20 protein-coding genes are annotated in these 22,577 nt (G+C 72.6%); 7 read left to right on the forward strand and 13 right to left on the reverse strand.

Features of this window, described 5'->3' with window-relative positions; all coding sequences use genetic code 11:
• Positions 1-22: 22 nt before the first annotated feature.
• The 7 genes from AB0D10_RS02870 to AB0D10_RS02900 form a co-directional block, all read right to left on the reverse strand.
• Positions 23-610, reverse strand: a complete 588-nt coding sequence (locus AB0D10_RS02870) for a hypothetical protein (RefSeq protein ID WP_360250127.1) — start codon at positions 608-610, stop codon at positions 23-25.
• Between the two features lie 176 nt (positions 611-786).
• Positions 787-1,590 carry an exodeoxyribonuclease III gene (locus AB0D10_RS02875; protein ID WP_360250130.1) on the reverse strand — a complete coding sequence of 268 codons (804 nt, stop codon included), beginning with the start codon at positions 1,588-1,590 and terminating at the stop codon, positions 787-789.
• 144 nt (positions 1,591-1,734) lie between these two features.
• Positions 1,735-3,525, reverse strand: coding sequence for a gamma-glutamyltransferase (gene ggt, locus AB0D10_RS02880; RefSeq protein WP_360250133.1), 1,791 nt, complete (start codon positions 3,523-3,525; stop codon positions 1,735-1,737).
• Positions 3,526-3,679: 154 nt separating this feature from the next.
• Positions 3,680-4,786 (reverse strand): ROK family glucokinase, encoded by a 1,107-nt coding sequence (locus tag AB0D10_RS02885; RefSeq protein ID WP_360250136.1) that lies wholly within the window; start codon positions 4,784-4,786, stop codon positions 3,680-3,682.
• Entirely contained in the window at positions 4,783-5,613 is an 831-nt protein-coding gene (locus AB0D10_RS02890) for an ATP-binding cassette domain-containing protein (RefSeq protein WP_360250139.1), read from the reverse strand. Before AB0D10_RS02890 ends, AB0D10_RS02885 begins: the two co-directional genes overlap by 4 nt.
• Entirely contained in the window at positions 5,610-6,656 is a 1,047-nt protein-coding gene (locus AB0D10_RS02895; protein ID WP_360250142.1) for an ABC transporter permease, read from the reverse strand. The genes AB0D10_RS02890 and AB0D10_RS02895 overlap by 4 nt, the downstream gene beginning before the upstream one ends.
• The gene (locus tag AB0D10_RS02900) at positions 6,653-7,672 is read right to left on the reverse strand and encodes a sugar ABC transporter substrate-binding protein (RefSeq protein WP_360250145.1); all 1,020 of its coding nucleotides are present in this window, start codon (positions 7,670-7,672) and stop codon (positions 6,653-6,655) included. The genes AB0D10_RS02895 and AB0D10_RS02900 overlap by 4 nt, the downstream gene beginning before the upstream one ends.
• Positions 7,673-7,983: 311 nt before the next feature.
• Between AB0D10_RS02900 and AB0D10_RS02905 the strand changes: the two genes are divergently transcribed.
• Positions 7,984-9,105, forward strand: coding sequence for an alpha/beta hydrolase-fold protein (locus AB0D10_RS02905; protein WP_360250148.1), 1,122 nt, complete (start codon positions 7,984-7,986; stop codon positions 9,103-9,105).
• A gap of 81 nt (positions 9,106-9,186) precedes the next feature.
• Here AB0D10_RS02905 and AB0D10_RS02910 read toward each other — a convergent pair whose 3' ends face one another.
• The gene (locus AB0D10_RS02910; RefSeq protein ID WP_360250151.1) at positions 9,187-10,794 is read right to left on the reverse strand and encodes a helix-turn-helix domain-containing protein; all 1,608 of its coding nucleotides are present in this window, start codon (positions 10,792-10,794) and stop codon (positions 9,187-9,189) included.
• Between the two features lie 376 nt (positions 10,795-11,170).
• Between AB0D10_RS02910 and AB0D10_RS02915 the strand changes: the two genes are divergently transcribed.
• From AB0D10_RS02915 to AB0D10_RS02940, 6 genes are all read left to right on the forward strand, one after another.
• Positions 11,171-12,058: an FAD binding domain-containing protein gene (locus AB0D10_RS02915; RefSeq protein ID WP_360250154.1), complete on the forward strand. Its 888-nt coding sequence runs from the start codon at positions 11,171-11,173 to the stop codon at positions 12,056-12,058.
• The gene (locus AB0D10_RS02920) at positions 12,055-12,543 is read left to right on the forward strand and encodes a (2Fe-2S)-binding protein (RefSeq protein WP_360250157.1); all 489 of its coding nucleotides are present in this window, start codon (positions 12,055-12,057) and stop codon (positions 12,541-12,543) included. The genes AB0D10_RS02915 and AB0D10_RS02920 overlap by 4 nt, the downstream gene beginning before the upstream one ends.
• A complete protein-coding gene (pucD, locus tag AB0D10_RS02925) occupies positions 12,540-14,906 on the forward strand; it encodes a xanthine dehydrogenase subunit D (protein WP_360250160.1) in 2,367 nt (788 codons plus the stop codon). Before AB0D10_RS02920 ends, pucD begins: the two co-directional genes overlap by 4 nt.
• Before the next feature lie 250 nt (positions 14,907-15,156).
• The gene (locus AB0D10_RS02930) at positions 15,157-16,644 is read left to right on the forward strand and encodes an NCS2 family permease (RefSeq protein ID WP_360250163.1); all 1,488 of its coding nucleotides are present in this window, start codon (positions 15,157-15,159) and stop codon (positions 16,642-16,644) included.
• A 199-nt stretch (positions 16,645-16,843) separates the two neighbouring features.
• Positions 16,844-18,049 carry an XdhC/CoxI family protein gene (locus AB0D10_RS02935; RefSeq protein WP_360250166.1) on the forward strand — a complete coding sequence of 402 codons (1,206 nt, stop codon included), beginning with the start codon at positions 16,844-16,846 and terminating at the stop codon, positions 18,047-18,049.
• An 80-nt stretch (positions 18,050-18,129) separates the two neighbouring features.
• Positions 18,130-18,432: a hypothetical protein gene (locus AB0D10_RS02940; protein WP_360250169.1), complete on the forward strand. Its 303-nt coding sequence runs from the start codon at positions 18,130-18,132 to the stop codon at positions 18,430-18,432.
• 84 nt (positions 18,433-18,516) lie between these two features.
• Here AB0D10_RS02940 and AB0D10_RS02945 read toward each other — a convergent pair whose 3' ends face one another.
• From AB0D10_RS02945 to AB0D10_RS02965, 5 genes are all read right to left on the reverse strand, one after another.
• Entirely contained in the window at positions 18,517-19,137 is a 621-nt protein-coding gene (locus AB0D10_RS02945; protein WP_360250172.1) for a LysE family translocator, read from the reverse strand.
• Between the two features lie 46 nt (positions 19,138-19,183).
• A complete protein-coding gene (locus tag AB0D10_RS02950) occupies positions 19,184-19,600 on the reverse strand; it encodes a PIN domain nuclease (RefSeq protein ID WP_360250175.1) in 417 nt (138 codons plus the stop codon).
• Entirely contained in the window at positions 19,597-19,791 is a 195-nt protein-coding gene (locus AB0D10_RS02955; protein ID WP_360250178.1) for a type II toxin-antitoxin system VapB family antitoxin, read from the reverse strand. Before AB0D10_RS02955 ends, AB0D10_RS02950 begins: the two co-directional genes overlap by 4 nt.
• A gap of 97 nt (positions 19,792-19,888) precedes the next feature.
• Entirely contained in the window at positions 19,889-21,631 is a 1,743-nt protein-coding gene (locus tag AB0D10_RS02960) for an SDR family oxidoreductase (RefSeq protein ID WP_360250185.1), read from the reverse strand.
• On the reverse strand, positions 21,628-22,569 hold the full coding sequence (locus AB0D10_RS02965) for a M24 family metallopeptidase (RefSeq protein WP_360250188.1): 942 nt from the start codon (positions 22,567-22,569) through the stop codon (positions 21,628-21,630). Before AB0D10_RS02965 ends, AB0D10_RS02960 begins: the two co-directional genes overlap by 4 nt.
• Positions 22,570-22,577 lie beyond the last annotated feature (8 nt).

Raw genomic sequence — 22,577 nt, forward strand, 5'->3', positions numbered from 1 at the left:
GGGCACGAAGGGGCGGGGGCCGTCAGGCACCGCGCCGACGGATCAGCCAGAAGCCGCCGACACCTCCTGCGACCAGGGCGAGGCCGCCGGCCAGCTCCGCCGGGTCCGACGCGACCGAGCCGCCGAGGCCGGTCTGCACGGCGCCGTGCGGGGCGACCTGCTGGCTGCCGGCACCGGACTGCCCGAGCGATCCGGCCCACTCCCCCGCCGCCTTGCCCCAGTCGCCGAGGCTGGTCTCGGGGCCGGCGGCGGCGACGGTGCTGACCGTCACGGTCGTCGAGAAGGCGCCACCGTCCGGGCAGGTGCCGTCGACCTTGCTGTCCCCGGAGTGCTGGGAGGCGAGCCGGGCGGAGCCGGTGTGCTTCCCGTCGGCGCCGAGGGTGAGGGTCGCCGGGCCGCCCTCGAAGGCGGCGGAGCGGGCGGTGATGGTCTTGGCGTCGGGCTTGTCCGACTTCTCGCAGGAGACGGTGACCGTTACGGTCTGGCCCGGTGCGGCCTGGGACGGGCTGACCGAGGCCGCACCGTCCCTGGCGTGAGCGAGGGGGGCCGTCAGGCCGGTCAGCGCCGTCGCGCCGATCAGGGCGGCGGCGGCCGTACGCATGGGGCGCATGCCGGAACCTCCGGGATTCTCGGACGCAGCCGGGGACACCCATGTCCACGTGGTCGATCAACTGCACCCGGTCACTCACCGACGGTAGGCACGCGCCCCGCGCTCAGCCAGCGCTCAGGACCGTTCGAGTTACGGCCCGTCACCCGGGGTCACGGCGGGCGCGACCCCGGAGCGGCTCACAGGTCGAGGTCCACCACGACCGGCGCGTGGTCCGAGGTGCCCTTGCCCTTGCGGGCCTCGCGGTCGACGTAGCTGTCGGTGACGGCGTCGGCGAAGGCCTTGTTGGCGTAGGTGAGGTCGATCCGCATGCCCCGGTTCTTGGGGAAGGCCAGCTGGCGGTAGTCCCAGTAGGTGTAGGGGCGGTCGTACTTCAGCGGGCGCGGCACCACGTCCTGCAGGCCGATCCCGCCGAGGGCCTCCAGTGCGGCGCGCTCGGCCGGGGTGACGTGGGTGAGGCCCTCGAACGCGGCGACGTCGAAGACGTCCTCGTCGGCCGGGGCGATGTTGAAGTCCCCGAGGACGGCGAACGGGCGGGAGCCGGCGGCGTCCTCGACGGAGGCCTTGCGCAGCGCCTCCAGCCACTCCAGCTTGTAGTGGTAGTGCGCGTGGCCGACCTCGCGGCCGTTGGGCACGTAGACCGACCAGACCCGGACCGGGCCGCAGGTGGCGGCGATGGCGCGCGGCTCGACGTCGGGCAGCAGGGCGCCGTCGGCGAGGTATCCGGGCTGGCCGGGGAGGTCCCGCACGACGTCCTCCAGGCCGATCCGGGAGACGACGGCGACGCCGTTCCACCGGCCGGTGCCGTGCGCGGCCGTCTCGTAGCCGAGCTCACGGACCTCGTCGTACGGAAAGGCGTCGGCCGCGCACTTGAGCTCCTGGAGGCAGAGCACGTCGGGCTTGGCGCTCTCCAGCCACTCCAGGAGCTTGGGCAGCCGCGCGGTGACGGAGTTGATGTTCCAGGTGGCGATGCGGACGGTCACGGCGGGCGGCCTTCCCGGTGGTTCGGTACGGACGGGGTGGGCCGCCCTCGCGAGGGAGGCTCACCCCGAACATACCGCCCGCCACTGACGATCCGGTCGGCCCGGACGGCCTGCCCGTCCGGGCCGACCGGCCCGCGGGCCCGGTCAGCGCGCGGGCCGGACCACCGCCGCCGAGCCGCCACCGCGCCGCACCGGTTCGGCGGCGGCCACCCAGCGGCCGTCCGGCAGCCGTTCCACGCCCGTGGCGGCCCCGATCTCGGCCACGGCCGTGAAGGCGTGCCCCAGCGCCTCCAGCTCCGCCCGCTCGGGCAGCGCCAGGAAGGCGGGCTCGGCCTGGGTCGCGGCGGTGTTGCGCTGGCTGGCGCGGGGCGCGGCGATGGCCTGCTCCAGGCTCAGGCCGCGGTCCAGCCGTCCGAGCAGCACCTGCAGGGTGGTGGTGATGATGGTCGCGCCGCCGGGGCTGCCGGTGGCGAGGAAGGGCTCGCCGTCGCGCAGCACGACGGTCGGCGACATCGAGGAGCGCGGCCGTTTGCCCGGGCCCGGCAGGTTGGGGTCGGGGACGCCGGGGGCGAGCGGGGTGAAGTCGAAGTCGGTCAGTTCGTTGTTGAGCAGGAAGCCCCGGCCGGGGACGGTGATGCCGCTGCCGCCGGTCTGCTCGATGGTGAGCGTGTAGGAGACGACGTTGCCCCAGCGGTCGGCGACCGTCAGGTGGGTGGTGTTGGGGCCCTCGTACGGCTCGGCGACGGCCTGGCCGGTGTCGGCGCAGTCGGCCGGGTGGCGGGGGTCGCCGGGGGCGAGCGGGCTGGTGAGCGCGTGGTCGGGGCTGATCAGGCAGGCCCGGGAGGCGGCGTAGCGCTCGGAGAGCAGCTGCCGGGTGGGGACGTCGACGGAGGCCGGGTCGCCGACCCAGCGGTTGCGGTCGGCGAAGGAGATCCGGGAGGCCTCCAGGAAGTGGTGGTAGTACTGCGTGCCGCTGTAGGCGGAGACGTCGCCGCCGTCCTCCAGGATGTCGAGCGCCTCGCCGACGGTGGTGCCGCCGGAGCTGGAGGGCGCCATCGAGTAGACGTCGTAGGCGCCGTGGGTGACGTGGGTGGGCTCCTGGTCGCGGACCCGGTAGGCGGCGAGGTCGGCGGTGTCCACCGTGCCGGGGCGGGCGGTGCGGCCGGAGGCCGGGTCGACCGGCGGGTGCTGCAGGGTGTTGACCACGTCCTCGGCCAACTGCCCCCGGTAGAAGGCCTTCACGCCGTCCTTGGCGAGCAGCCGGTAGGTGGCGGCGAGGTCCGGGTTGCGCAGGACGCTGCCGACCTCGGGGGGCTTGCCGCCGGGCAGGTAGAGCGCGGCGGTGGCCGGGAAGTCCTTGAACCTGGCCTGGTTGTCGGCGGTCTGGCCGCGGAAGGTCTCGTCGACGACGAAGCCCTCGTCGGCGATCCGCTCGGCGGGTTCGAGGGCCTGGGCGAGCGAGCGGGTGCCCCACTGGCGCAGTGCGGCGTCCCAGGTGGCCGGGGTGCCGGGGACGCCGACGGACAGGCCGCTGGTGACGGCGTCGGCGAAGGGGAGCGGCCGGCCGTCCTCCAGGAACAGCCCGGCGTCGGCGGTGCGGCCGGCGGTCTCGCGGCCGTCGATGGTGTGCACCCGGCCGGTGGCGTGGTCGTAGTAGACGAAGTACCCGCCGCCGCCGATGCCGGAGGAGTAGGGCTCGGTGACCCCGAGGGCGGCCGCGGCGGCGACCGCCGCGTCCACCGCGTTGCCGCCCTTGCGCAGCACCTCGATCCCGGCGGCGGTGGCGTCGGCGTCGACGGTGGCCACCGCTCCGCCCCGGCCCACCGCCTCGGGGGCCTTCGGTGGCGGAGCGGCGGCCCCGGCGGGCAGTGCGGTGGACCAGACCAGCGCGGTGGTGAGCAGCAGTGGTGGTGCCAGGCGGGTCAGCGCCCTCATCCGAGTCCTCCTGAGTCGACGTCAACTCAGTTGTTCCACAGGCGGGATGATCCGACAACCACACCGTGCCGCTACCGGCGGGTAGTTGACAGGGCGGACACCGAACGGGGCGGGCGGCCGACGGCCGCCCGCCCGGTGATCCCCCGTTCCCGCCCTACAGGGCGCTGCGCTCCACCCGGCGGCGCTTGATGGTGCGGAAGCGCCGGGCCACCTGGCGGGCGAGGTCGGCGGCGCCGACCAGACCGGCCTCGTTGCCGAGGGCGGCGTGCACGATGGCGGCCTCGGGGCGGAAGCCGCGGCCGGTGAGGGTGCGGCGGAAGGTGTCCCGGGCCGGTCCGAGCAGCAGGTCGCCGGCCTCCGAGACGCCGCCGCCGATGACGAAGCGGCCCGGGTCCAGCCCGGCGGCCAGGTTGGCGATGCCGACGCCCAGCCAGGTGCCGACCTCGTAGAGCAGCTCGATGGCGGTCGGGTCGCCCTCCCGGGCGGCCTCGGTGACCAGCGGGCCGGTGATGCCCTCGACCGTCCCGCCCGCCCGCGCCAGCAGCGGCTGCACCACCGGGGACTCCTCGGCGACCAGCTCGCGCGCGTCGCGCACCAGCGCGTTGCCCGAGGAGTACTGCTCCCAGCAGCCGCGGTTGCCGCACGGGCAGCGGTGCCCGCCGGGCAGCACCTGCATGTGCCCGAACTCGCCCGCCAGCCCGTACTTGCCACGGTCGACGTAGCCGTCCCGGACCACGGCGCCGCCGATGCCGGTGCCCAGGGTGAGCATCACCATGTGGTCCTCGCCTCGCCCGGCGCCGAAGCGCCACTCGGCCCAGGCGGCCGCGTTGGCGTCGTTCTCCACGATCACCGGGAACCGCAGCCGCTCGCTGAGCGCCTGCTGGAGCGGTTCGTTGCGCCAGTTGAGGTGCGGGGCGAACAGCACCCGGGAGCGTTCGGCGTCGACCCAGCCAGCCGCGCCGATGCCGACCGCGTGGACGTCGTGCCGGTCGGAGAGCTGCAGCACCAGCTCGACGATGACGTCCTCGACGACCCTGGGGCTCTTGCTCTTGTCCGGTGTGTTGGTGCGCAGCTTCTCCAGCACCTTGCCCTCGCCGTCCACCACTCCGGCGACCACCTTGGTGCCGCCGATGTCGACGCCGATGGTGGGCAGTCGCAGTATCCCCGCGGGCAGGGCCCGGCGGCGGCGCTCGGCGCGCGGGCCGAGGCCGAGCAGGGTGGGCAGGACGGGCGGCCGGGTGGTGCCTTGAGGGCTGGTCACGGCTGCGGACGCTCCTCACGGGAGTCGGGAAGGGAGGGACGGGCCAGCTCGTGCGAGAGTTCGGCGAGGTCGGAGCCGCCGGCCATCTCGGTGGTGAGCTGTTCCAGGCTGATCTCGGCGCGGGGGTGGCTGCCCGCCATCCGGCCGCGCTTGAGCAGGGTGAAGTGGTCGCCGACCAGGTACGCGTGGTGCGGGTTGTGGGTGATCAGCACGACCCCGAGGCCGGCGTCGCGGGCGGCGGTGACGTACTTCAGCACCACCCCGGACTGCTTGACGCCGAGCGCGGCGGTGGGCTCGTCCAGGATGAGCACCCTGGCGCCGAAGTGCACCGCGCGGGCGATCGCCACGCACTGGCGCTGGCCGCCGGAGAGGGTGCCGATCGGCCGGTCGACGTCGTGCAGGTCGATGCCCATCTCGGCGAGCGCCGCCCGGGTGGTGGCGCGCATGCCGTCGGCGTCCAGGCGCAGCCCGCCCCAGCGGCGCGTGCCGCGCTCGGAGCCGAGGAAGAAGTTGCGCCAGACCGGCATCAGCGGAACGACGGCGAGGTCCTGGTAGACGGTGGCGATGCCGCGGTCCAGGGCCTGGCGCGGGGAGTCGAAGCGGACCTCCTCGCCGCCGACGGCGTAGGTGCCCTCGTCGTGCCGGTGCAGCCCGGCGATGATCTTGATCAGGGTGGACTTGCCGGCCCCGTTGTCGCCGAGCACGCAGCTGATCTCGCCGGCCCGCAGGGTCAGCGAGACGTCCCGCAGCGCCCGGACCGTGCCGTAGCTCTTGCCGACCCCGTCGAGGGAGAGCAGTTCGTCGTTCATCTCGGCTCCGGTGCTCATCGCGGCCCCCGTTCGGCCCGGCGCTTGACGTAGGCGTTCAGCAGGGCGGCCATCAGCAGCATCGCGCCGAGGAAGAACTTGAACCAGTCCGGGTTCCACTGGGCGTAGATGATGCCCTTGCTGGCCATGCCGAAGATCAGCGCGCCGAGCGCGGAGCCGACCACCGAGCCGTAGCCACCGGTGATCAGGCAGCCGCCGATGACGGCCGCGACGATGTAGATCAGCTCGTTGCCGACGCCCTCGCCGGACTGCACGGTGTCGAAGGAGAACAGCAGGTGCTGGCCGAGCACCCAGGCGCCGAAGCCGACGCCCAGGTAGAGCACGGTCTTCGTCCGGGCGACCGGCACGCCGACCGCGCGGGCGGCGTCCGCGTCACCGCCGACGGCGAAGATCCAGTTGCCGAAGCGGGTGCGCAGCAGCACCCAGCTGCCGACCACCAGCAGGCCGAGCCACCACCAGACGGTCGCCTTGATCGTCAGCCCACCGATGGTGACCTCGGAGGCGAACAGCCGGCGGCAGGACTCGAAGCCCTCCATGTCGGCGATCGACTTGGTGGAGACGGTGCCGGAGATCGCCTTGGTGAGGCCCAGGTTGGCGCCGGTCAGCATCAGGAAGGTGCCGAGGGTGACGATGAAGCTGGGGAGCCTGGTCCGGCCGAGCATCCAGCCGTTGAACCAGCCGATCGCCAGCGTGGTCGCGAGCGAGACCACCACGCCGACCCAGGTCACCGCGGTGAACTGGTAGGAGACCATCGAGGAGGTCAGTGCGGCGGTGGTGACCAGCACGCCGGCCGAGAGGTCGAACTCGCCGCCGATCATCAGCAGCGAGACCGGCACCGCCATGATCCCGATGGTGGACGCCGCGTAGAGCACGGTGCCCAGCGAGCCGACCCGCAGGAACGGCCCGGCGACGGTGGCGAAGACCAGGAACACCGCGACGGCGGCGATCAGCGAGCCCAGCTCCGGGCGGGCCAGGATCCGCCGCAGGGCCGCCGGGCGGTCCTGCGCGAGGCCGTCCTGGGCGAGGAGGTCCGGACCGCTCACCGGGTCCCCCTCGCCACGTACTCGGCGAGCGCGTCGGCGTTGTCCTTGGTCAGGATCTGCGGGCCGGTCTCGACCGGCTTGCCGCCGCCGAGCATGTCCAGGTTGGACTTGTAGAGCCAGAGCAGGTCGACGCCCTCGTAGCCCTGCAGGTAGGGCTGCTGGTCGACGGCGAAGCCGACGCTGCCGGACTTGAGCCCGGCCACCACCTGCGGGCCCAGGTCGAAGGTGTCCAACTCGACGGAGCGGCGGGCGTCCTGGACGGCCTGCAGTCCGGTGGCGGCCATCGCGCCGGAGAGGGTGAGCACGGTGTCGATGGCCGGGTCGGCCTGGAGCTTGGCGGAGATCGCGGCGCGGGCGTCGGGCATGTCGACGCCGTTGACGTAGAGCACCTGGAAGGACCCGCCGGACTTGGCCTGGGCACCGGAGCAGCGCTGTTCCTGGCCGACGTTGCCCTGCTCGTGGATGACGCAGAGCACGTTCCTGCGGCCGCGGGCGGCCAGCTCGGTGCCGGCCGCCTGGCCGGCGGTGGACTCGTCCTGTCCGATGTGGGTGAGCGCGCCGAACTTCTGCGAGTACTCCTGGCCCGAGTTGATGGTGATCACGGGGATGCCGGCCGCCTTGGCCTTCGCGAGGACGTCGGCCATCGCGTCGCCCTTGGCGAGGGTGACCAGCAGGCCGTCCACCTTCTGGTCGATGGCGGCCTGGACGAGCTGGACCTGGTTCTGGGTCTGCGCGTCGTTGGAGTACAGGAAGGTGATGTTGTCCTTGGCGGCGGCCTGCTCGGCACCCTTGCGCACGGTGTCCCAGAACGCGTCGCCCGCACCGGAGTGGGTCACCATGGCGACCTTCCAGCGCGGGGTGGTGACGGCGCTGCCGCCGGCGGCCGCGGCCTTGGCGCGCGCCTCCTCGGCGCGTCTGCCTCCGGTGCTGCTGCATCCGGCGGCGGTGACCGCGAGGGCCAGGACGGCGCACACGGGCCAGAGGCGTGGGGACGGGCGAAAGCGGGTGATGCTCATCCCCATAGTCTCCCTGGCCGGGTTCTGCGCGTTCGCACCGCCTCGCCCGGCGGCGCGAACGCCCTGGGAGGTAAGGTTCCGCGGGGGACCTTTCCTGGAAGTTCGCTGAACATCTGGTCCGGACGACCACCGTCCGGGTGACAGACTAGGCGCCGGTCCGAAGGGGGTTCATCACCGGAAAGTGATGTTCCTCTCAGGTTCCGCACAGAATCGGACGGCAACCGATCATCGGTCGTCGACCGTCTGATGACATTGACGCGCGTTCGGGCGACTGGGGCCCGGGCGGCGAGCGACCCGGATACGAGAACGCGATGGAACTGACAGGTACGCCATTCTTCCTCCTCACCGTCCTTCTTGTGCCGGTGTCCATCACCGTGGCGTTGCTGTTCTGGGGGAAGGTCGGCGGCCCCCAGCCGGTGAAGGTCCTCTCCCGGATCGTCATGATCATGTTCTGCCAGGTCACGGCTGTCCTGATGGTCTTCGTGATGGTCAACAACGCCAACCTGATCTACGGCAACTGGGACGACCTGCTCGGCACCGGCAACCACGTCCGGGCGGTGCCCCCGGTGCCGCCGTCGGACCAGGCCGCCGGGAGCGGTGACGCCGCCAAGGAGCACCCGAAGGTCAAGCAGAGCTTCGGCGGCGTGAACGACCCGCTGGTCCCGGGCGACGTGCAGAAGACCGAGCTCAAGGGTCAGCTCTCCGGCGTCGACGGCGAGGTCCTGGTCTGGCTGCCGCCGCAGTACAACGACCCGGCGTACAAGGACAAGAAGTTCCCCGTGGTCGAGCTGATCCCCGGTTTCCCCGGCTCCTCCTCCACCTGGTACGGCACGCTCAAGGTCTCCGAGCAGCTCAAGCCGCTGATGCAGCAGGGCAAGGTCGCGCCGTTCATCCTGGTCTCGCCCCGCACCGTGCTGCTCGGCAACAGCCAGGACGCCGGCTGCACCGACATCTCCGGCAAGATCAACGCCGACGCCTGGATCACCCGCGACGTCCCGCAGATGGTGCTGGACAACTTCCGCGCCGACCCGTCCGCGGACCGCTGGGCGATCGCCGGCTACTCAGCCGGCGCGCACTGCGCGGCCAAGCTGTCGCTGGCCCACCCCAACCGCTACCGGGCCGCCATCGCCATGTCCGGCTACAACGACCCGGCGAACGAGAAGGACTCGCTGGTCGGCAAGGACCCGAAGCTGCGCGAGGCCAACAACCCGGTCAACATCCTCAAGGCCGCCCAGCAGCCGCCGAAGGTCGCCATGCTGATCAGCGCCTCCAAGGGCGACGGCTACGAGGACGGCGAGGCGATCCGCGCCGCCGCCAAGGCCCCGACCACCGTCCAGGTGGAGGAGGGCACCGGCCCGCACACCACCGAGCAGTGGAAGAAGATGGTGCCGGGCGCCTTCACCTGGCTGACCTCGATCATCCCCGCCCAGTAACGGGACCACCGCACCACCGCACGCACGAGGGCCCGCCGCGACACCGATCGCGGCGGGCCCTCGTGCGTGCCGGATGATCCGTCAGGCCAGCTCCAGCGCCAGGTAGAAGTCCACCCGGTCCTCCAGCCGGGACAGGTCACGCCCGGTCAGCTCCTCGATCCGGCCGATCCGGTACCGCAGGGTGTTCACGTGGACGTGCAGCTGCCCGGCGCAGCGGGTCCAGGAGCCGTCCGAGCGCAGGAAGGCCTCCAGGGTGCGGACCAGGTCCGCCTGGTGCTCGATGTCGTACGCGATCACCTTGTCCAGCAACCGGCTGCGGAAGGCGCGGCGCACCTCGTCCGGGACGGCAGCCAGCAGCAGGACGTGCGAGGCGAGCTCCTCGGGCCCCGCGACGCAGACCCGGCCGACCCGGGAGGCGGCGATCCGGCGGGCGTGCCGGGCCTCCTCCAGGGCGCCGCGCAGGCCGCCGGCCTCGGAGGCGGGCGCGGAGACGCCCAGGGTGATCCGGCCCTCGGAGCCGAGCCCGGCCTCCAGCGGCGCGAGCAGGTCCCGCACGGTGTCGGCGGGCACCGGACCGTCCAGGGCCGGCAGCACCACGACGGCACCGGTGCCCGTCCCGGCGACCAGGGCGCGGTCGGAGGTGCCGCCGAGCGCCTCCTCCAGGACGGCCCGCACGGTGCCCTCGGGCAGGCCGGTGCCCTCGGCGCTGAGCACCAGCCAGGAGTCGTCCTCGGCCCGGGACTTGGGCTCGGGGTTCTCGTAGCGGGCGGCCATCGCCGAGGAGGCGTACAGAGTGCGGCTGATCTCGGCCGGGTCGGCGTCGCGGCGCAGCAGGGCGAGCACCTCGTCGGCGAGGCGGCGGCGCAGCCGGCGGCCCTCGTCCCGGCGGTGGCGCTCGGCGGCGACCAGGCGGGCCAGGTTCTCGGCGAGTTGCTGGCGTTTGGTGGTCCACTCGGTGATGTCGCCGGCCACCGCGAGCATCCAGTCGGCCAGCGGAGTGGCGGACTGCGGGCCCTCGTGCTCGGCGGAGGCGGCGGCGGGCAGCAGCGAGTAGGAGCCGCCGGCCAGGCGGGCCCGGTGCGGGGGGCGGCGGCGCTGACGCTGGGCGGAGAGGTGGGCGCGGACCAGCTGGTCGCGGTCCTCGGCGGAGAGCCGGTCGGCGGGGCCGGCGATCACCGCGCCGGTGGGGGCGAGCACCCAGCAGTCCAGGTCGAGGTCGCCGCCGAGCAGGTCGAGGACGGCGTCCAGCCCGCCGCCGCCGGCCGCCGAGACCAGCAGCCGGTGCCGGTCGACCAGGGCGGCGAGGTCGGCGGCGCGGTCGGCGGAGACCTGGCGGCCGATGAACTCGGTGACGGTGCCGAAGGCGATGTCGTCGGGCACGGCGAGCAGCGGCATCCGGTGCCGGCGGCAGGCCTCGACCAGGTCGTCGGGCACCGGGCCGACCTCGGCCTCGCCGGCCGCGAGGGCCACCGCGCCGCCCGCCGCGATGGTCCGCACGAAGCGCTCGGAGTCGGCCGGGACGGTGCGCCAGAGCATGCCGGTGAGCACGAGCTCGCCGCCGTGCAGGTAGCGGCCGGGGTCCTGCAGGTCCGTCGTCATCACGCCGCTGACCTGCCGGTCCAGCTCTTCCTCGGCCGCGAGCAGGCGCAGTCGCGGGGCGCCGGGGGCGAGCAGGTCACGGACACGCATCCGCGGACTCCTTTGGGGCGGGATCGGGGCGATCGTGGGGGTGATCGGGAGGGAGATCGAGGGGGGGACGGGTGGCCGGCCCTTCGGTCCGGGGGTCACAGTGTGCCCGAACATCCGTGCTCGGTGTTACGTACCAGCGGGCGTCCGGGTCACGGGCCCGTAGCCCGTCCGTCACGGCCGGATTACGGTCGTAGGTAGCACTCGGCGAACACCTGGGCTGCGAGATTCTGCTCCTTAGAGGAACGTACAGGATGCCGGGCGGGACCACAGCCGGGGCTTCATGCCATCAGTGACTGCCAGTGGGCCGCGTCACAGGGGTTCACTGGGCGACACGCCGCCGGACACCCGGCGGGCGACGACTTGAGGAGACACCCGCATGGAGTTCCTTCGGCCCGCCACCTGGGACGAGGCACTCGCGGCGAAGGCTGAGAACCCGACCGCACTGCCCATCTCGGGCGGTACGGACGTCATGGTCGAGATGAACTTCGACGTGCACCGGCCATCCGCGATTCTCGATCTGAACCGCATCACCGAGCTCACCGAATGGTCCGACGACGGCAGCGTCGTGCAGCTCGGCGCCTCGGTCCCGTACACCCGGATCATCGACGAGCTGTCCGGGCCGCTGCCCGGTCTCGCCCTGGCGGCCCACACCGTCGGCTCGCCGCAGATCCGCAACCGCGGCGGCGTCGGCGGCAACCTCGGTGGCGCCTCCCCGGCCGGTGACGCGCACCCCGCGCTGCTGGCGGCCGGGCGGGACGTGTTCGTCGAGGCGGCCTCGGTGCGCGGCACCCGGATGATCCCGATCGACGACTTCTACGTCGGCGTGAAGCGCAACAGCCTGGAGGCCGACGAGCTGATCCGGGCGGTGCACATCCCGGTGGCGGACGGCCCGCAGCAGTTCTCGAAGATCGGCACCCGCAACGCCATGGTGATCGCGGTCTGCGCGTTCGGCTTCGCCCTCCACCCGAAGAACGGAACCGTCGGGACCGGCATCGGGTCGGCCGCCCCCACCCCGCGCCGCGCCGTCGAGGCCGAGGAGTACCTACAGGGCGTGCTCGCCGAGCGCGGGCTCTGGGAGTCCGGCGACCTGCTGGGCACCGAGGTGATCCAGCGGTTCGGCGAGCTGGTGAAGGCCGCGGCCTCGCCGATCGACGACGTCCGGGGCACCGCCGACTACCGGCGCCACTCCCTGGCCGTGATGGCCCGCCGCACCCTCACCTGGTGTTGGAACGACTACGGCAAGCAGATCAGGAGCGCGGCATGAGAGTCACTTTCACCGCCAACGGCAAGCAGGTCGAGGCCGACGACGTGTGGGAGGGCGAGAGCCTGCTCTACGTCCTGCGCGAGCGGGTCGGCCTGCCAGGTTCGAAGAACGCCTGCGAGCAGGGCGAGTGCGGCTCCTGCACCGTCTACCTGGACGGCGTCCCGGTCTGCTCCTGCCTGGTCGCGGCCGGCCAGGTGCAGGACCGCGAGGTCCGCACGGTCGAGGGGCTGAGCGAGGAGAGCGGCGAACTGGGCCTGGTCCAGCAGGCGTTCATCGACGCCGGGGCCGTCCAGTGCGGCTTCTGCACCCCCGGCCTGCTGGTGCAGACCGACGCCCTGCTGGAGCAGGACGCCCAGCCGAGCGACAACGACATCCGCGAGGCGCTGTCCGGCAACCTGTGCCGCTGCACCGGCTACGAGAAGATCATGGACGCGGTGCGGCTCGCCTCGGCCCGCAAGTGCTCCGGAAAGGCCGTGACGGAATGAGCACCCGGACGATCCAGGGCCAGAAGAACCTGCAGAACATCAACCAGGCGTCCAAGGACGGCATCGGCGGCTCGCCGCTGCGCCCGGACGGCAACCTGAAGGTCAGGGGCGAGTTCGCCTACTCCTCGGACATGTGGCACGAGGACATGCTGTGGGGCATGGCGCTGCGCTCGCCGCACCCCCGCGCCGACATCCTCTCGGTGGACATCTCCGAGGCGCTCAAGGTGCCCGGCGTGTACGCGGTGCTGACGCACGAGGACATCCCCGGCTCGAAGTACTACGGCCTGGAGATCCAGGACCAGCCGGCCCTGGCCATCGACAAGATCCGGTACCACGGCGAGGCGATCGCGCTGGTCGCCGCCGACCACCCGGAGACGGCCCGCCGCGCGGTGAAGAAGATCGCGGTCGAGTACGAGGTGCTCACCCCGATCGTCACCGAGGAGCAGTGCCTCGACCCGGAGACCCACGGCTACGTCCACGAGCCGCACGAGTACAAGTCGCACGCGTACGGCAACATCTGCCACGAGCAGAAGCTGGTCTCCGGCCTCGGCGTGACCGACGAGGTGCGGGCACTGGCGGACGTCATCGTCAGCGGCGACTACGAGGTCGGCATGCAGGACCAGGCCTTCCTCGGCCCCGAGTCCGGCCTGGCCGTGCCCGCCGAGGACGGCGGCATCGACCTCTACATCGCCACCCAGTGGCTGCACGTGGACCGCGAGCAGATGGCCCCGGTGCTCGACCTGCCCGAGGAGAAGGTCCGGCTCACCCTGGCCGGCGTCGGCGGCGCCTTCGGCGGCCGCGAGGACATCTCGATGCAGATCCACGCCTGCCTGCTGGCCCAGCACACCGGCAAGCCGGTCAAGATCGTCTACTCCCGGGACGAGTCCTTCTACGGCCACGTGCACCGCCACCCGGCGAAGATGCACTACGAGCACGGCGCCACCCGCGACGGCAAGCTGGTCTTCGCCGACTGCCGGATCGTGCTGGACGGGGGCGCGTACGCCTCCGCCTCGCCCGCCGTGGTCGGCAACGCCGCCTCGCTCGGGCACGGCCCGTACGTGATCCCGAACGTCGGGATGCACGCCATCGCGCTCTACAGCAACAACCCGTCCTGCGGCGCGATGCGCGGCTTCGGCGCGGTGCAGGCCGCGTTCGGCTACGAGTCGCAGATGGACAAGCTGGCGGTCGAACTGGGCATGGACCCAGTGGAGTTGCGGCAGCTGAACGCGATGTCGGAGGGCGACGTCATGCCCACCGGCCAGCGGATCGACTCGCCGGCCCCGGTCGCCGAACTGCTGCGCCGCGTCAAGGACATGCCGCTGCCGCCGCCGCTGGACACCGAGCACCTGGACGTGCGCCAGGTTCCCGGCGCGCTGTCCAACACCTCGCACGGCGAGGGGATCGTCCGCGGCGTCGGCTACTCGGTCGGCATCAAGAACGTCGGCTTCTCCGAAGGCTTCGACGACTACTCCACCGCCCGGGTGCGGCTGGAGGTCATCGGCGGCGAGCCGGTCGCCATGGTGCACACCGCGATGGCCGAGGTCGGCCAGGGCGGCGTCACCGTGCACGCCCAGATCGCCCGCACCGAGCTGGGCGTCGAGCAGGTCACCATCCACCCCGCCAACACCGAGGTGGGGTCGGCCGGTTCGACCTCCGCTTCGCGCCAGACGTACATGACCGGCGGCGCCGTGAAGCTGGCCGCCGAGGCCGTCCGGCGGGAGCTGATCGAGAAGGGCCGCCGGCGCTACGGCTGGGCCCACAAGGACATCGCGCTGGCCGGCGGCAAGGTCGTCTCCGAGAGCGCCGGCGTGCTGGTCTCCATGGTGGACCTGCTCGGGGACGAGGCCATCGACCTCACCCGCGAGCACCACCACCGGCCCACCCAGCCCTTCGACAAGGAGACCGGCCAGGGCTTCGGCCACGTCCAGTACACCTTCTGCGCCAACCGCGCGGTGGTGGACGTGGACGTGGAGCTGGGCCTGGTCAAGGTGGTGGAGCTCACCGCCGTCCAGGACGTCGGCAAGGCGCTCAACCCGCTCTCCGTGGTCGGCCAGATCCAGGGCGGCTGCACCCAGGCGCTCGGCCTCGCGGTGATGGAGGAGATCATCGTGCGGGACGGCAAGGTCCGCAACGCCTCCTTCACCGACTACCTGATCCCCACCATCCTGGACACTCCGCCGATCCCGGTGGAGATCCTCGAACTGCCCGACCCCCACGCGCCGTACGGGCTGCGCGGGGTCGGCGAGGCTCCTACCGTCTCCGCGACGCCGTCGATCGTGGCCGCCATCCGCAACGCCACCGGTCTCGCACTCAACCGGATCCCGGTCCGGCCGGAGCACCTCACCACCGAACAGCCCGGCTGATCCCGGCCGTTCACGCTTCCCCGGGGCGGCGACAGTCTTCCCCGCCGCCCCGGGGGCACCACCCCACACCCGCTGCCCATTCCCACGCCGGGGTCACGCAGCGGTGCGCACCACCGCACCACCCGCGATTGCACCGCCGGGCACTCGCCCCCTTCCGAGTGCCCCAGTGAGTCGATACGTCCCCCTACGCCGCTTCGTTGACCGGCAGTCAGGTCGGCTCGCCCACCCCAACCCCCTTTGACACTTGGGAGTGGACATGCCCAGGATCCCCACGGAGCCCGGCACCACCGAAGTCAGACCCACCGAGGACGACAGCCACCCGTCGGCCCCGGAACCACGTCCGAACGGCGCCCTGGACGCCTACTTCAAGATCTCGGCCCGGGGCTCGACGCTCGCCAACGAGCTGCGCGGTGGTCTCACCACCTTCATGGCGATGGCGTACATCATCCTGCTCAACCCGCTCATCCTGAGCGGCGCGGACGTCACCGGCGTCAAGCTGGACCACGCCGCGCTGACCACTGCCACCGCCCTGGCGGCAGCGGTCACCACCATCCTGATGGGCGTGGTCGGCAACGTCCCGCTCGCCCTCGCCGCCGGCCTCTCGGTCTCCGGCGCGGTCTCCGCCCTGGTCGTCCCGCACACCACCTGGGCGCAGGCCATGGGCCTGTGCGTGATCTACGGCCTGCTGATCGTGCTGCTGGTGGTCTCCGGACTGCGCGAGAAGATCATGAACGGCATCCCACTGCCGCTCAAGCACGCCATCACCATCGGCATCGGCCTGTTCGTCACCGTGATCGGCCTCTACAAGGCCGGGTTCATGCACACCGGCGGCCCCACCCCGCTGTCCCTCGGCCCCTCCGGTGAGCTGGCCGGCTGGCCGGTCCTGGTCTTCTGCGTCACCCTGCTCTCGATCTTCGTACTGATGGCCCGCGGCGTCCGCGGCGCGATCCTGATCGGCATCGCCGGCGGCACCGTGCTCGCCGTGATCGTCAACAAGGCCGCGAACGTGCCCGCCACCGCCTGGAAGAACTCCGTCCCGGTGTGGCCCGGCAGCCCCGTCTCCGCCCCCGACTTCAGCCTGTTCGGCCACGTCGACCTGTTCGGCGCCTTCGGGGGCAAGGGCATGGGCGCGATCAGCGCCTCGGTCGCGGTCTTCACCCTGGTGCTGGCCGGCTTCTTCGACGCGATGGCCACCATCATCGGCGTCGGCACCGAAGCCGGACTCGCCGACAGGCAGGGCCGGATGCCCGGCCTCTCCAAGGCGCTGTTCATCGACGGCGCCGGCGGCGCGGTCGGCGGACTGGCGGGCGCCTCCGGCCAGACCGTCTTCGTCGAGTCGGCCACTGGCGTCGGCGACGGCGCCCGCACCGGGCTCGCCTCCGCCGTCACCGGCGGACTGTTCGCCCTGATGCTGTTCTTCTCGCCGATCGCCGGCGTCGTCCCGGTCGAGGTGGCCTCCGCCGCCCTGGTCGTGATCGGCTCGATGATGATGAGCCAGGCCCGGCACATCGACTGGTCCGACCGCGAGGTGGCCATCCCGGCCTTCCTCACCTGCGCGCTGATGCCGTTCACGTACAGCATCACCGCAGGCGTCGCGGCCGGCGTCATCTCGTACACGGTCATCAAGGCCGGGGTCGGGCGCCGGCGCGAGCCCGGCGTGCTGATGTGGATCCTCACCGGGGTGTTCGTGCTGTACTTCGCGATCACGCCGATCAAGTCCTGGCTCGGCGTGCACTAGGGCCGGACAGGGCCTGGCCCGCCGCCGGCGGCCCGGTCACCGATCGTCGTGGCCCGGTCGTCGGGCACGGCGGCCGGGCGGCACCGCTCCCGGCACCGCGGCCGGGCCGCACCACTCCTGCGACACCGCCGCCGTACGGGATCGTTTCCCGTACGGCGGCGTCCCCGCTACTGTCGAAACCGTGTAAGGAGCCACCGCCATGCAGGACATCGCCGAGCAGCTGCAGGCCTGGCACGCGGCCGGGCGCGCCTTCGCCGTGGCCACCGTCGTCGGGGTCTCCGGCAGCGCGCCGCGCGACCCGGGCGCGGCCCTGGCCGTCGATGCGGACGGGGAGGCGGTCGGCAGCGTCTCCGGCGGCTGCGTCGAGGGCGCGGTGTACGAGCTGTGCCAGGCCGCGATCGAGAGCGGCGAACCGGTGCTGGAACGCTTCGGGTACAGCGACGAGGACGCCTTCGCGGTCGGGCTGACCTGCGGCGGAGTCCTCGACGTGTTCGTCCAGCCGGTCGTGCCCGGGGCCGACACCGGCCTGGACACCGGGATCGCGCACATCGCCGCCGGCACACCGGTGGCACTGGTGCGGGTGATCGCCGGGCCCGGCGGACTGGTCGGCGCCACCCTCGCGGTCACCGCCGACGGCGTCACCGGAGCACTGTCCGTCGGGCCGTCCACCGTCGGCGCCCTGGAACGGGCGATCGTCGCGGAGGCCCGGGCCATGCTGGACGCCGGACGCACCGGCCGGATCGTCCTCGGCCTCGACGGCCGCCCCTGCGACGAACACGAGCAGGGCACCGTCACCTGCTTCGTCGAGTCCTACGTGCCCGCGCCGCGGATGCTGGTGTTCGGCGCGATCGACTTCGCCGCCGCGGTGGTGCGGATCGGCAGGTTCCTCGGCTACCACGTCACCGTCTGCGACGCCCGGCCCGTCTTCGCCACCGCCCGCCGCTTCCCGGAGGCCGACGAGGTCGTGGTCGACTGGCCGCACCGCTACCTGGACTCCCAGCTCGGCCGGATCGACGGGCGCACCGTGCTCTGCGTGCTCACCCACGACGCCAAGTTCGACATCCCGCTGCTGGAACGCGCCCTGCGGCTGCCGGTCGGCTACGTCGGCGCGATGGGCTCGCGCCGCACCCACCGGGACCGTCTGACGAAGCTGCGCGAGGCCGGCCTCACCGGCGCCGAACTCGCCCGGCTGCGCTCCCCCATCGGCCTCGACCTGGGCGCGCGCACCCCGGAGGAGACGGCCGTCTCGGTCGCCGCCGAGATCATCGCCCACCGGCGCGGCGGCAGCTGCCTGCCGCTGAGCGCCGGCGACGGGCCGATCCACCACGACGTGTCGCCGGCGGCGGAGGGCGACCGGGAGACCGCCGCGGCGCAGTCGAGGCCGTCGCGGACCCACGCCGCCTGAGCGTGCCGTTGCACGGCCACCGGGGCAGCGGGACGCTGGACGTGCGGACTCGTCCCGAGCCCGGGAAAGGAGCGGGGACCATGCGCGCCCTGCTGGAAGTCACCCTCGACACCGAAGCCTCCAACAAGCTCATCGCGGACGGCACGGTCGGTCCGACCCTGGAAGGGGTCATGAGCCAACTCAAGCCGGAGGCGGCCTACTTCTTCGCCCGCAACGGCCGTCGGACCATGCTCTTCGCCCTGGACGTCCGGGACGAGGCCTCCGTCGTCACCGCCTGCGAGCCGTTCTGGCTCCGGTTCAACGCCGACGTCCAGCTGCACGTCTGCATGAACGCCGAGGAACTGCAGGAGGGGCTGTCCCGGCTCGCCCGCCAGTCCGCCTGACCGGCCACCCGCTCAGCGGCCCGGTCATTGGCCCGGTCATTGGCCCGGTCATTGGCCCGGTCAGTGGCCCGGTCAGTGGCCCGGTCAGTCGCCCACCGCCAGCTTCACGCCGAAGCCCACCACGACCGCGCCGGTCACCCGGTCCATCAGCCTGCGCGCGGCCGGCCGGCGCAGCCAGCCGCGCAGCACCCGGGCGAAGCCCACCAGGACCGTCGACCAGAGCAGGCCCTCGACGACGTGGACGCAGGTCAGTGCCACGCCGGCGGCGAAGTGCGGGACGCCCGCCGGAATGAACTGCGGCAGCACCGCGACGTAGAAGACCCCGACCTTGGGGTTCAGCAGGTTGGTCAGCGTGCCCCGCCGCCAGCCGTACCGGAACCCGCCGACCTGCGGCTCCTCCTCGGCCGCCGCCGGGGCGCCCCGGTCGCGCAGCATCCCGATGCCCATCCACACCAGGTAGGCGGCGCCCGCCCAGCGCAGGACCTCGTAGGCCACCTGCGAGGCGGTCAGCAGCGCCGTCACCCCCGCGGAGGTGAGCGTCCCCCAGATCAGCGTGCCGGTCTGGATCCCGAGCACGACCCCCCAGGCCTGGCGCCTCCCGGCCAGCGCGGACGTCCGCAGGACCAGGGCCGTGTCCAGACCGGGCGTCAGGGTGAGCAGCCCCACGACGAGGGCGAAGGACCACAGAGCAGTTGTCATCTCCATGGACCTCGATGCTCTCCCAGGCCCCGGACGGGGCCGCGGGCGGTGTTCAGTCCGCGGTGCCGGGCGGAACGACCCATTCCGTCGGCTGACCGGTGACGGCGGCGATCATGTCGTAGTCGCCGTCGTAGTGGAGCACGGTGACACCGTGCCGCTCGGCGGTCGCCGCGATGACGAGGTCCGGCACGGAGAGCGCCCGCCGGTTGCCCTCGGCCGTGAGGAGCGCCTGCACCTCGATGGCCCGGTCCCACACCTCGTCGGGTGTGGGCAGCCAGTCGAAGCCGCTCAACCCCTCTCGGATCTGAAGAGCGTCGCCCTTGGACCGGGCGCTGTGCATGATCTCAAGCTCGACAGCACCGCAGACCGCGACCACTCCCCTGATGATCAGCGGCTTGAGCACCGACCTGACCTCCGGCTTGGAGAAGCGGGCGAAGGCCGATTTGTCGGTCAGGAAGCGGTCACTCACCCTTTTCCCACCGGCCCGGTGAGATCCGGCAGCCCGCCCTCGGCGAGCCAGGCCATGAAGGCTTCGCGCTTTCGGCGCTTCACAAGCTCCTCAAGGGCCCTGTTCACGGTCGCGACCTTCGTGGTGGTACCGAGGATCTCGGCAGCCTCGGCGAGCAGCTCGTCATTGACGTCTGTCACGGTACGGGCCATGGTCGACCTCCCGGAACGGAGCGGGGACTGCGATATCGAAATCAAGCGCAGCTGATATCACAGGCCCCGCTGGTCCGTTCCGGTGACGTTCACCCGGTCAGGTGACGTTGAGGCGGGCGGCGAGGCGGAGCACGCCGGGGCTGAGGCGGGAGAGGAAGCGGGCGACCTTGGCCTCGGGGGTGACCGGGACGACGGGCCTGCCGGTGCGGACGGCGCCGAGGATCGCGGCGGCGACCTTCTCCGGGGGGAAGCCGCGGCGGGCGTAGAGCTTGGCGGCGCGGGCCTGCTTGGCGGCCTGCTCGTCGGCGGTGGTGGCGGAGAAGGTGGAGGTGCGGGTGATGTTGGTGTTGACGATCCCCGGGCAGATGGTGGAGACGCCGATGCCGTGGCCGACGAACTCGGCGCGCAGGCAGTCGGAGAGCATGAACACCGCGGCCTTGCTGGTGGCGTAGGCGGTGAGCGCCTTGGAGGGCAGGTAGGCGGCGGCCGAGGAGACGTTGACGATGTGGCCGCCCTGGCCGCGGTCGGCCATCAGCGTGCCGAAGGCGCGGCAGCCGTGGATCACGCCCCAGAGGTTGACGTCCAGGACCCGCTGCCACTCCTTCTCGGTGGTCTGCAGGAAGGTCCCGGAGTGGCCGATGCCCGCGTTGTTGACCACCACGTCGGGCACCCCGTGCTCGGCGGCGACGGTCTGCGCGAAGGCCTCCACCGCCGCGCCGTCGGAGACGTCCACCCGGTAGGCGTGCGCCGACGGGCCGATCAGCGAGGCGAGTTCGGCGGTCCGCTCGGCGGCCGCGAGGTCGAGGTCGCAGACGACGACCCGGGCCCCCTCCTCGGCGAAGGCGAGCGCGGTGGCCCGTCCGATGCCGCTGCCGCCGCCGGTGACGACCACCAGCCGGCCGTCGTCCAGCGCGGGCCGGTCCTGCGCGGAACCACCCTCGGCCCCGGGCTCGTTGCGGGCGGTGAACTCGCGGACCATGCCGGCCACGATGGCTCCCCTCTCCAGCAGCGCCGACCAGTGGCCGGCGTGCAGCGTCCTGCGGGTCAGGTCGGGCACCCAGCGCTCCAGGCCGTCGGAGAGGTAGGTGCCGACGTAGCGGTCCCGGGTGAGGGTGATCAGCTGGACCGGCACCTCGGTCGGTCGCTCACGCGGACTTCCCATGGTGGGGCGGAAGTTGGCCCGGTACAGCTCGATGCCGCGGACCGCATCGCGGCGCAGGCTGGGCTGCGGGTGGTCCGCCCGCGGGGCGACGTGCTCCAGGTCGCGCAGCACCCGCGGCCAGGCCCGGGCGAGGCCGAGGCGCCAGACGCCGGGAGCGAGGTAGGGCAGGTGGAAGGCGGTGATGTACCAGGAGTGCAGGCCCTGGTGCAGCAGCTGCTTCAGGTGGCGGGGAGTGGGGCGGCGCAGCCGGTGGCGCAGCCAGAACCCCATGTGGTCGAGGCTGGGGCCGGACATCGTGGTGTACGAGGCGATCCGGCGCCCGGCGCCGGGGGCGGTGACGGCCTCCCAGGACTGGACCGAGCCCCAGTCGTGGGCGACCAGGTGGACCGGGCGGTCCGGGCTGACCGCGTCGGCGACCGCGAACAGGTCCTCGGCCAGCCGCTCCAGCCGGTAGCCGGCGCGGTCCGCGGGGACGCCGGACTCGCCGGCGCCGCGCACGTCGTAGCGGACCACGTGGTGGTCGCGGGCCAGGTCGGCGGCGATGTCGTCCCAGACGGTGTGGGTGTCGGGGTAGCCGTGGACGAGGAGGACGGTGGGGGCGTCCGGGTCGCCCTGCTCGAAGACGGCGAGCGGCAGACCGCCGGAGTGGACGGTCCGGCGGCGGGTCGGGGTCGTCATCGGGTGGCCTCCAGGGCGGTCGGCTCGGCAGTCGGCTCGGTGGCGGTGCACTGGTCGGCGGTGCACTGGTCGGCGGCCGTGGGCTGCTCGGCGGCGCGCCGCTCGGCGGTCCCGGTCCAGCGGCGGACGTGGGGCAGGTCGTCGTCGAGCCAGTAGGCGTCGTCCTCGGTGACCACCAGCAGTTCCTCGAACTTGATACCCACGCCGCGGAATCCGATGTGCGGCTCGACCGCCCACAGCCCCGGGGTGGGCGCGTGCCGGGACGACCGGCCGTCCGCCCAGAGCGGTGAACGGCCGTGCAGGCGCTCGGAGACGAGCTCACGGCCGAGGGTCTGCAGGGTGCGCACACCGAAGCCGAAGACGTTCACCCCGGCCGGACCGCGGGTCACCGTGCGGGTGACCCGGTGGCCGATCACCCGGCCCGGGTAGACCTGGTGGCGGTTGTCGTAGCCGTGCGCGGCGAGCTGCGCGTCCACGGCCGCGTACACCTGGTCGAGCGGCTTGCGGGCCCGGACCTCGGCGAGGATCAGCTCGCGGTAGACCTTCAGGTCGGCGGCGAGCCGGTCCCAGATCCGGTTCTCGCCCACCTTGCCGCCGTAACCGATGTCGGCGGTGTAGCCGTCCACGACGGGCGCGCAGTCCAGGACGTACGGCATGCCCTCCTCCAGACGGCGGTTGCCGGCGAAGAACTGCAGCGGGGTGTGGAAGTGCCGGAACGCCGTGCGGTCGCCGAACCAGGCGAAGGGGACGTGGAAGAAGTCCTGCACCCCGGCGGCGACCAGGCGGCGGCGCAGCTCGGCGGTGGCCTGCCGTTCGGTGACGCCGGGTTCGATCCAGGCGGCGACCTGCTCGGCGCAGTCGTAGGCGAGTTGCTGGGTCTCGCGGAAACGGTCGAGGTCGCGCTCGGTGTAGCGGAAGGCGGGGGTCGCTTTCGCCATGGCGGGGA

This window comes from Kitasatospora sp. NPDC048545 (assembly GCF_040651155.1).
Lineage (GTDB): Bacteria > Actinomycetota > Actinomycetes > Streptomycetales > Streptomycetaceae > Kitasatospora.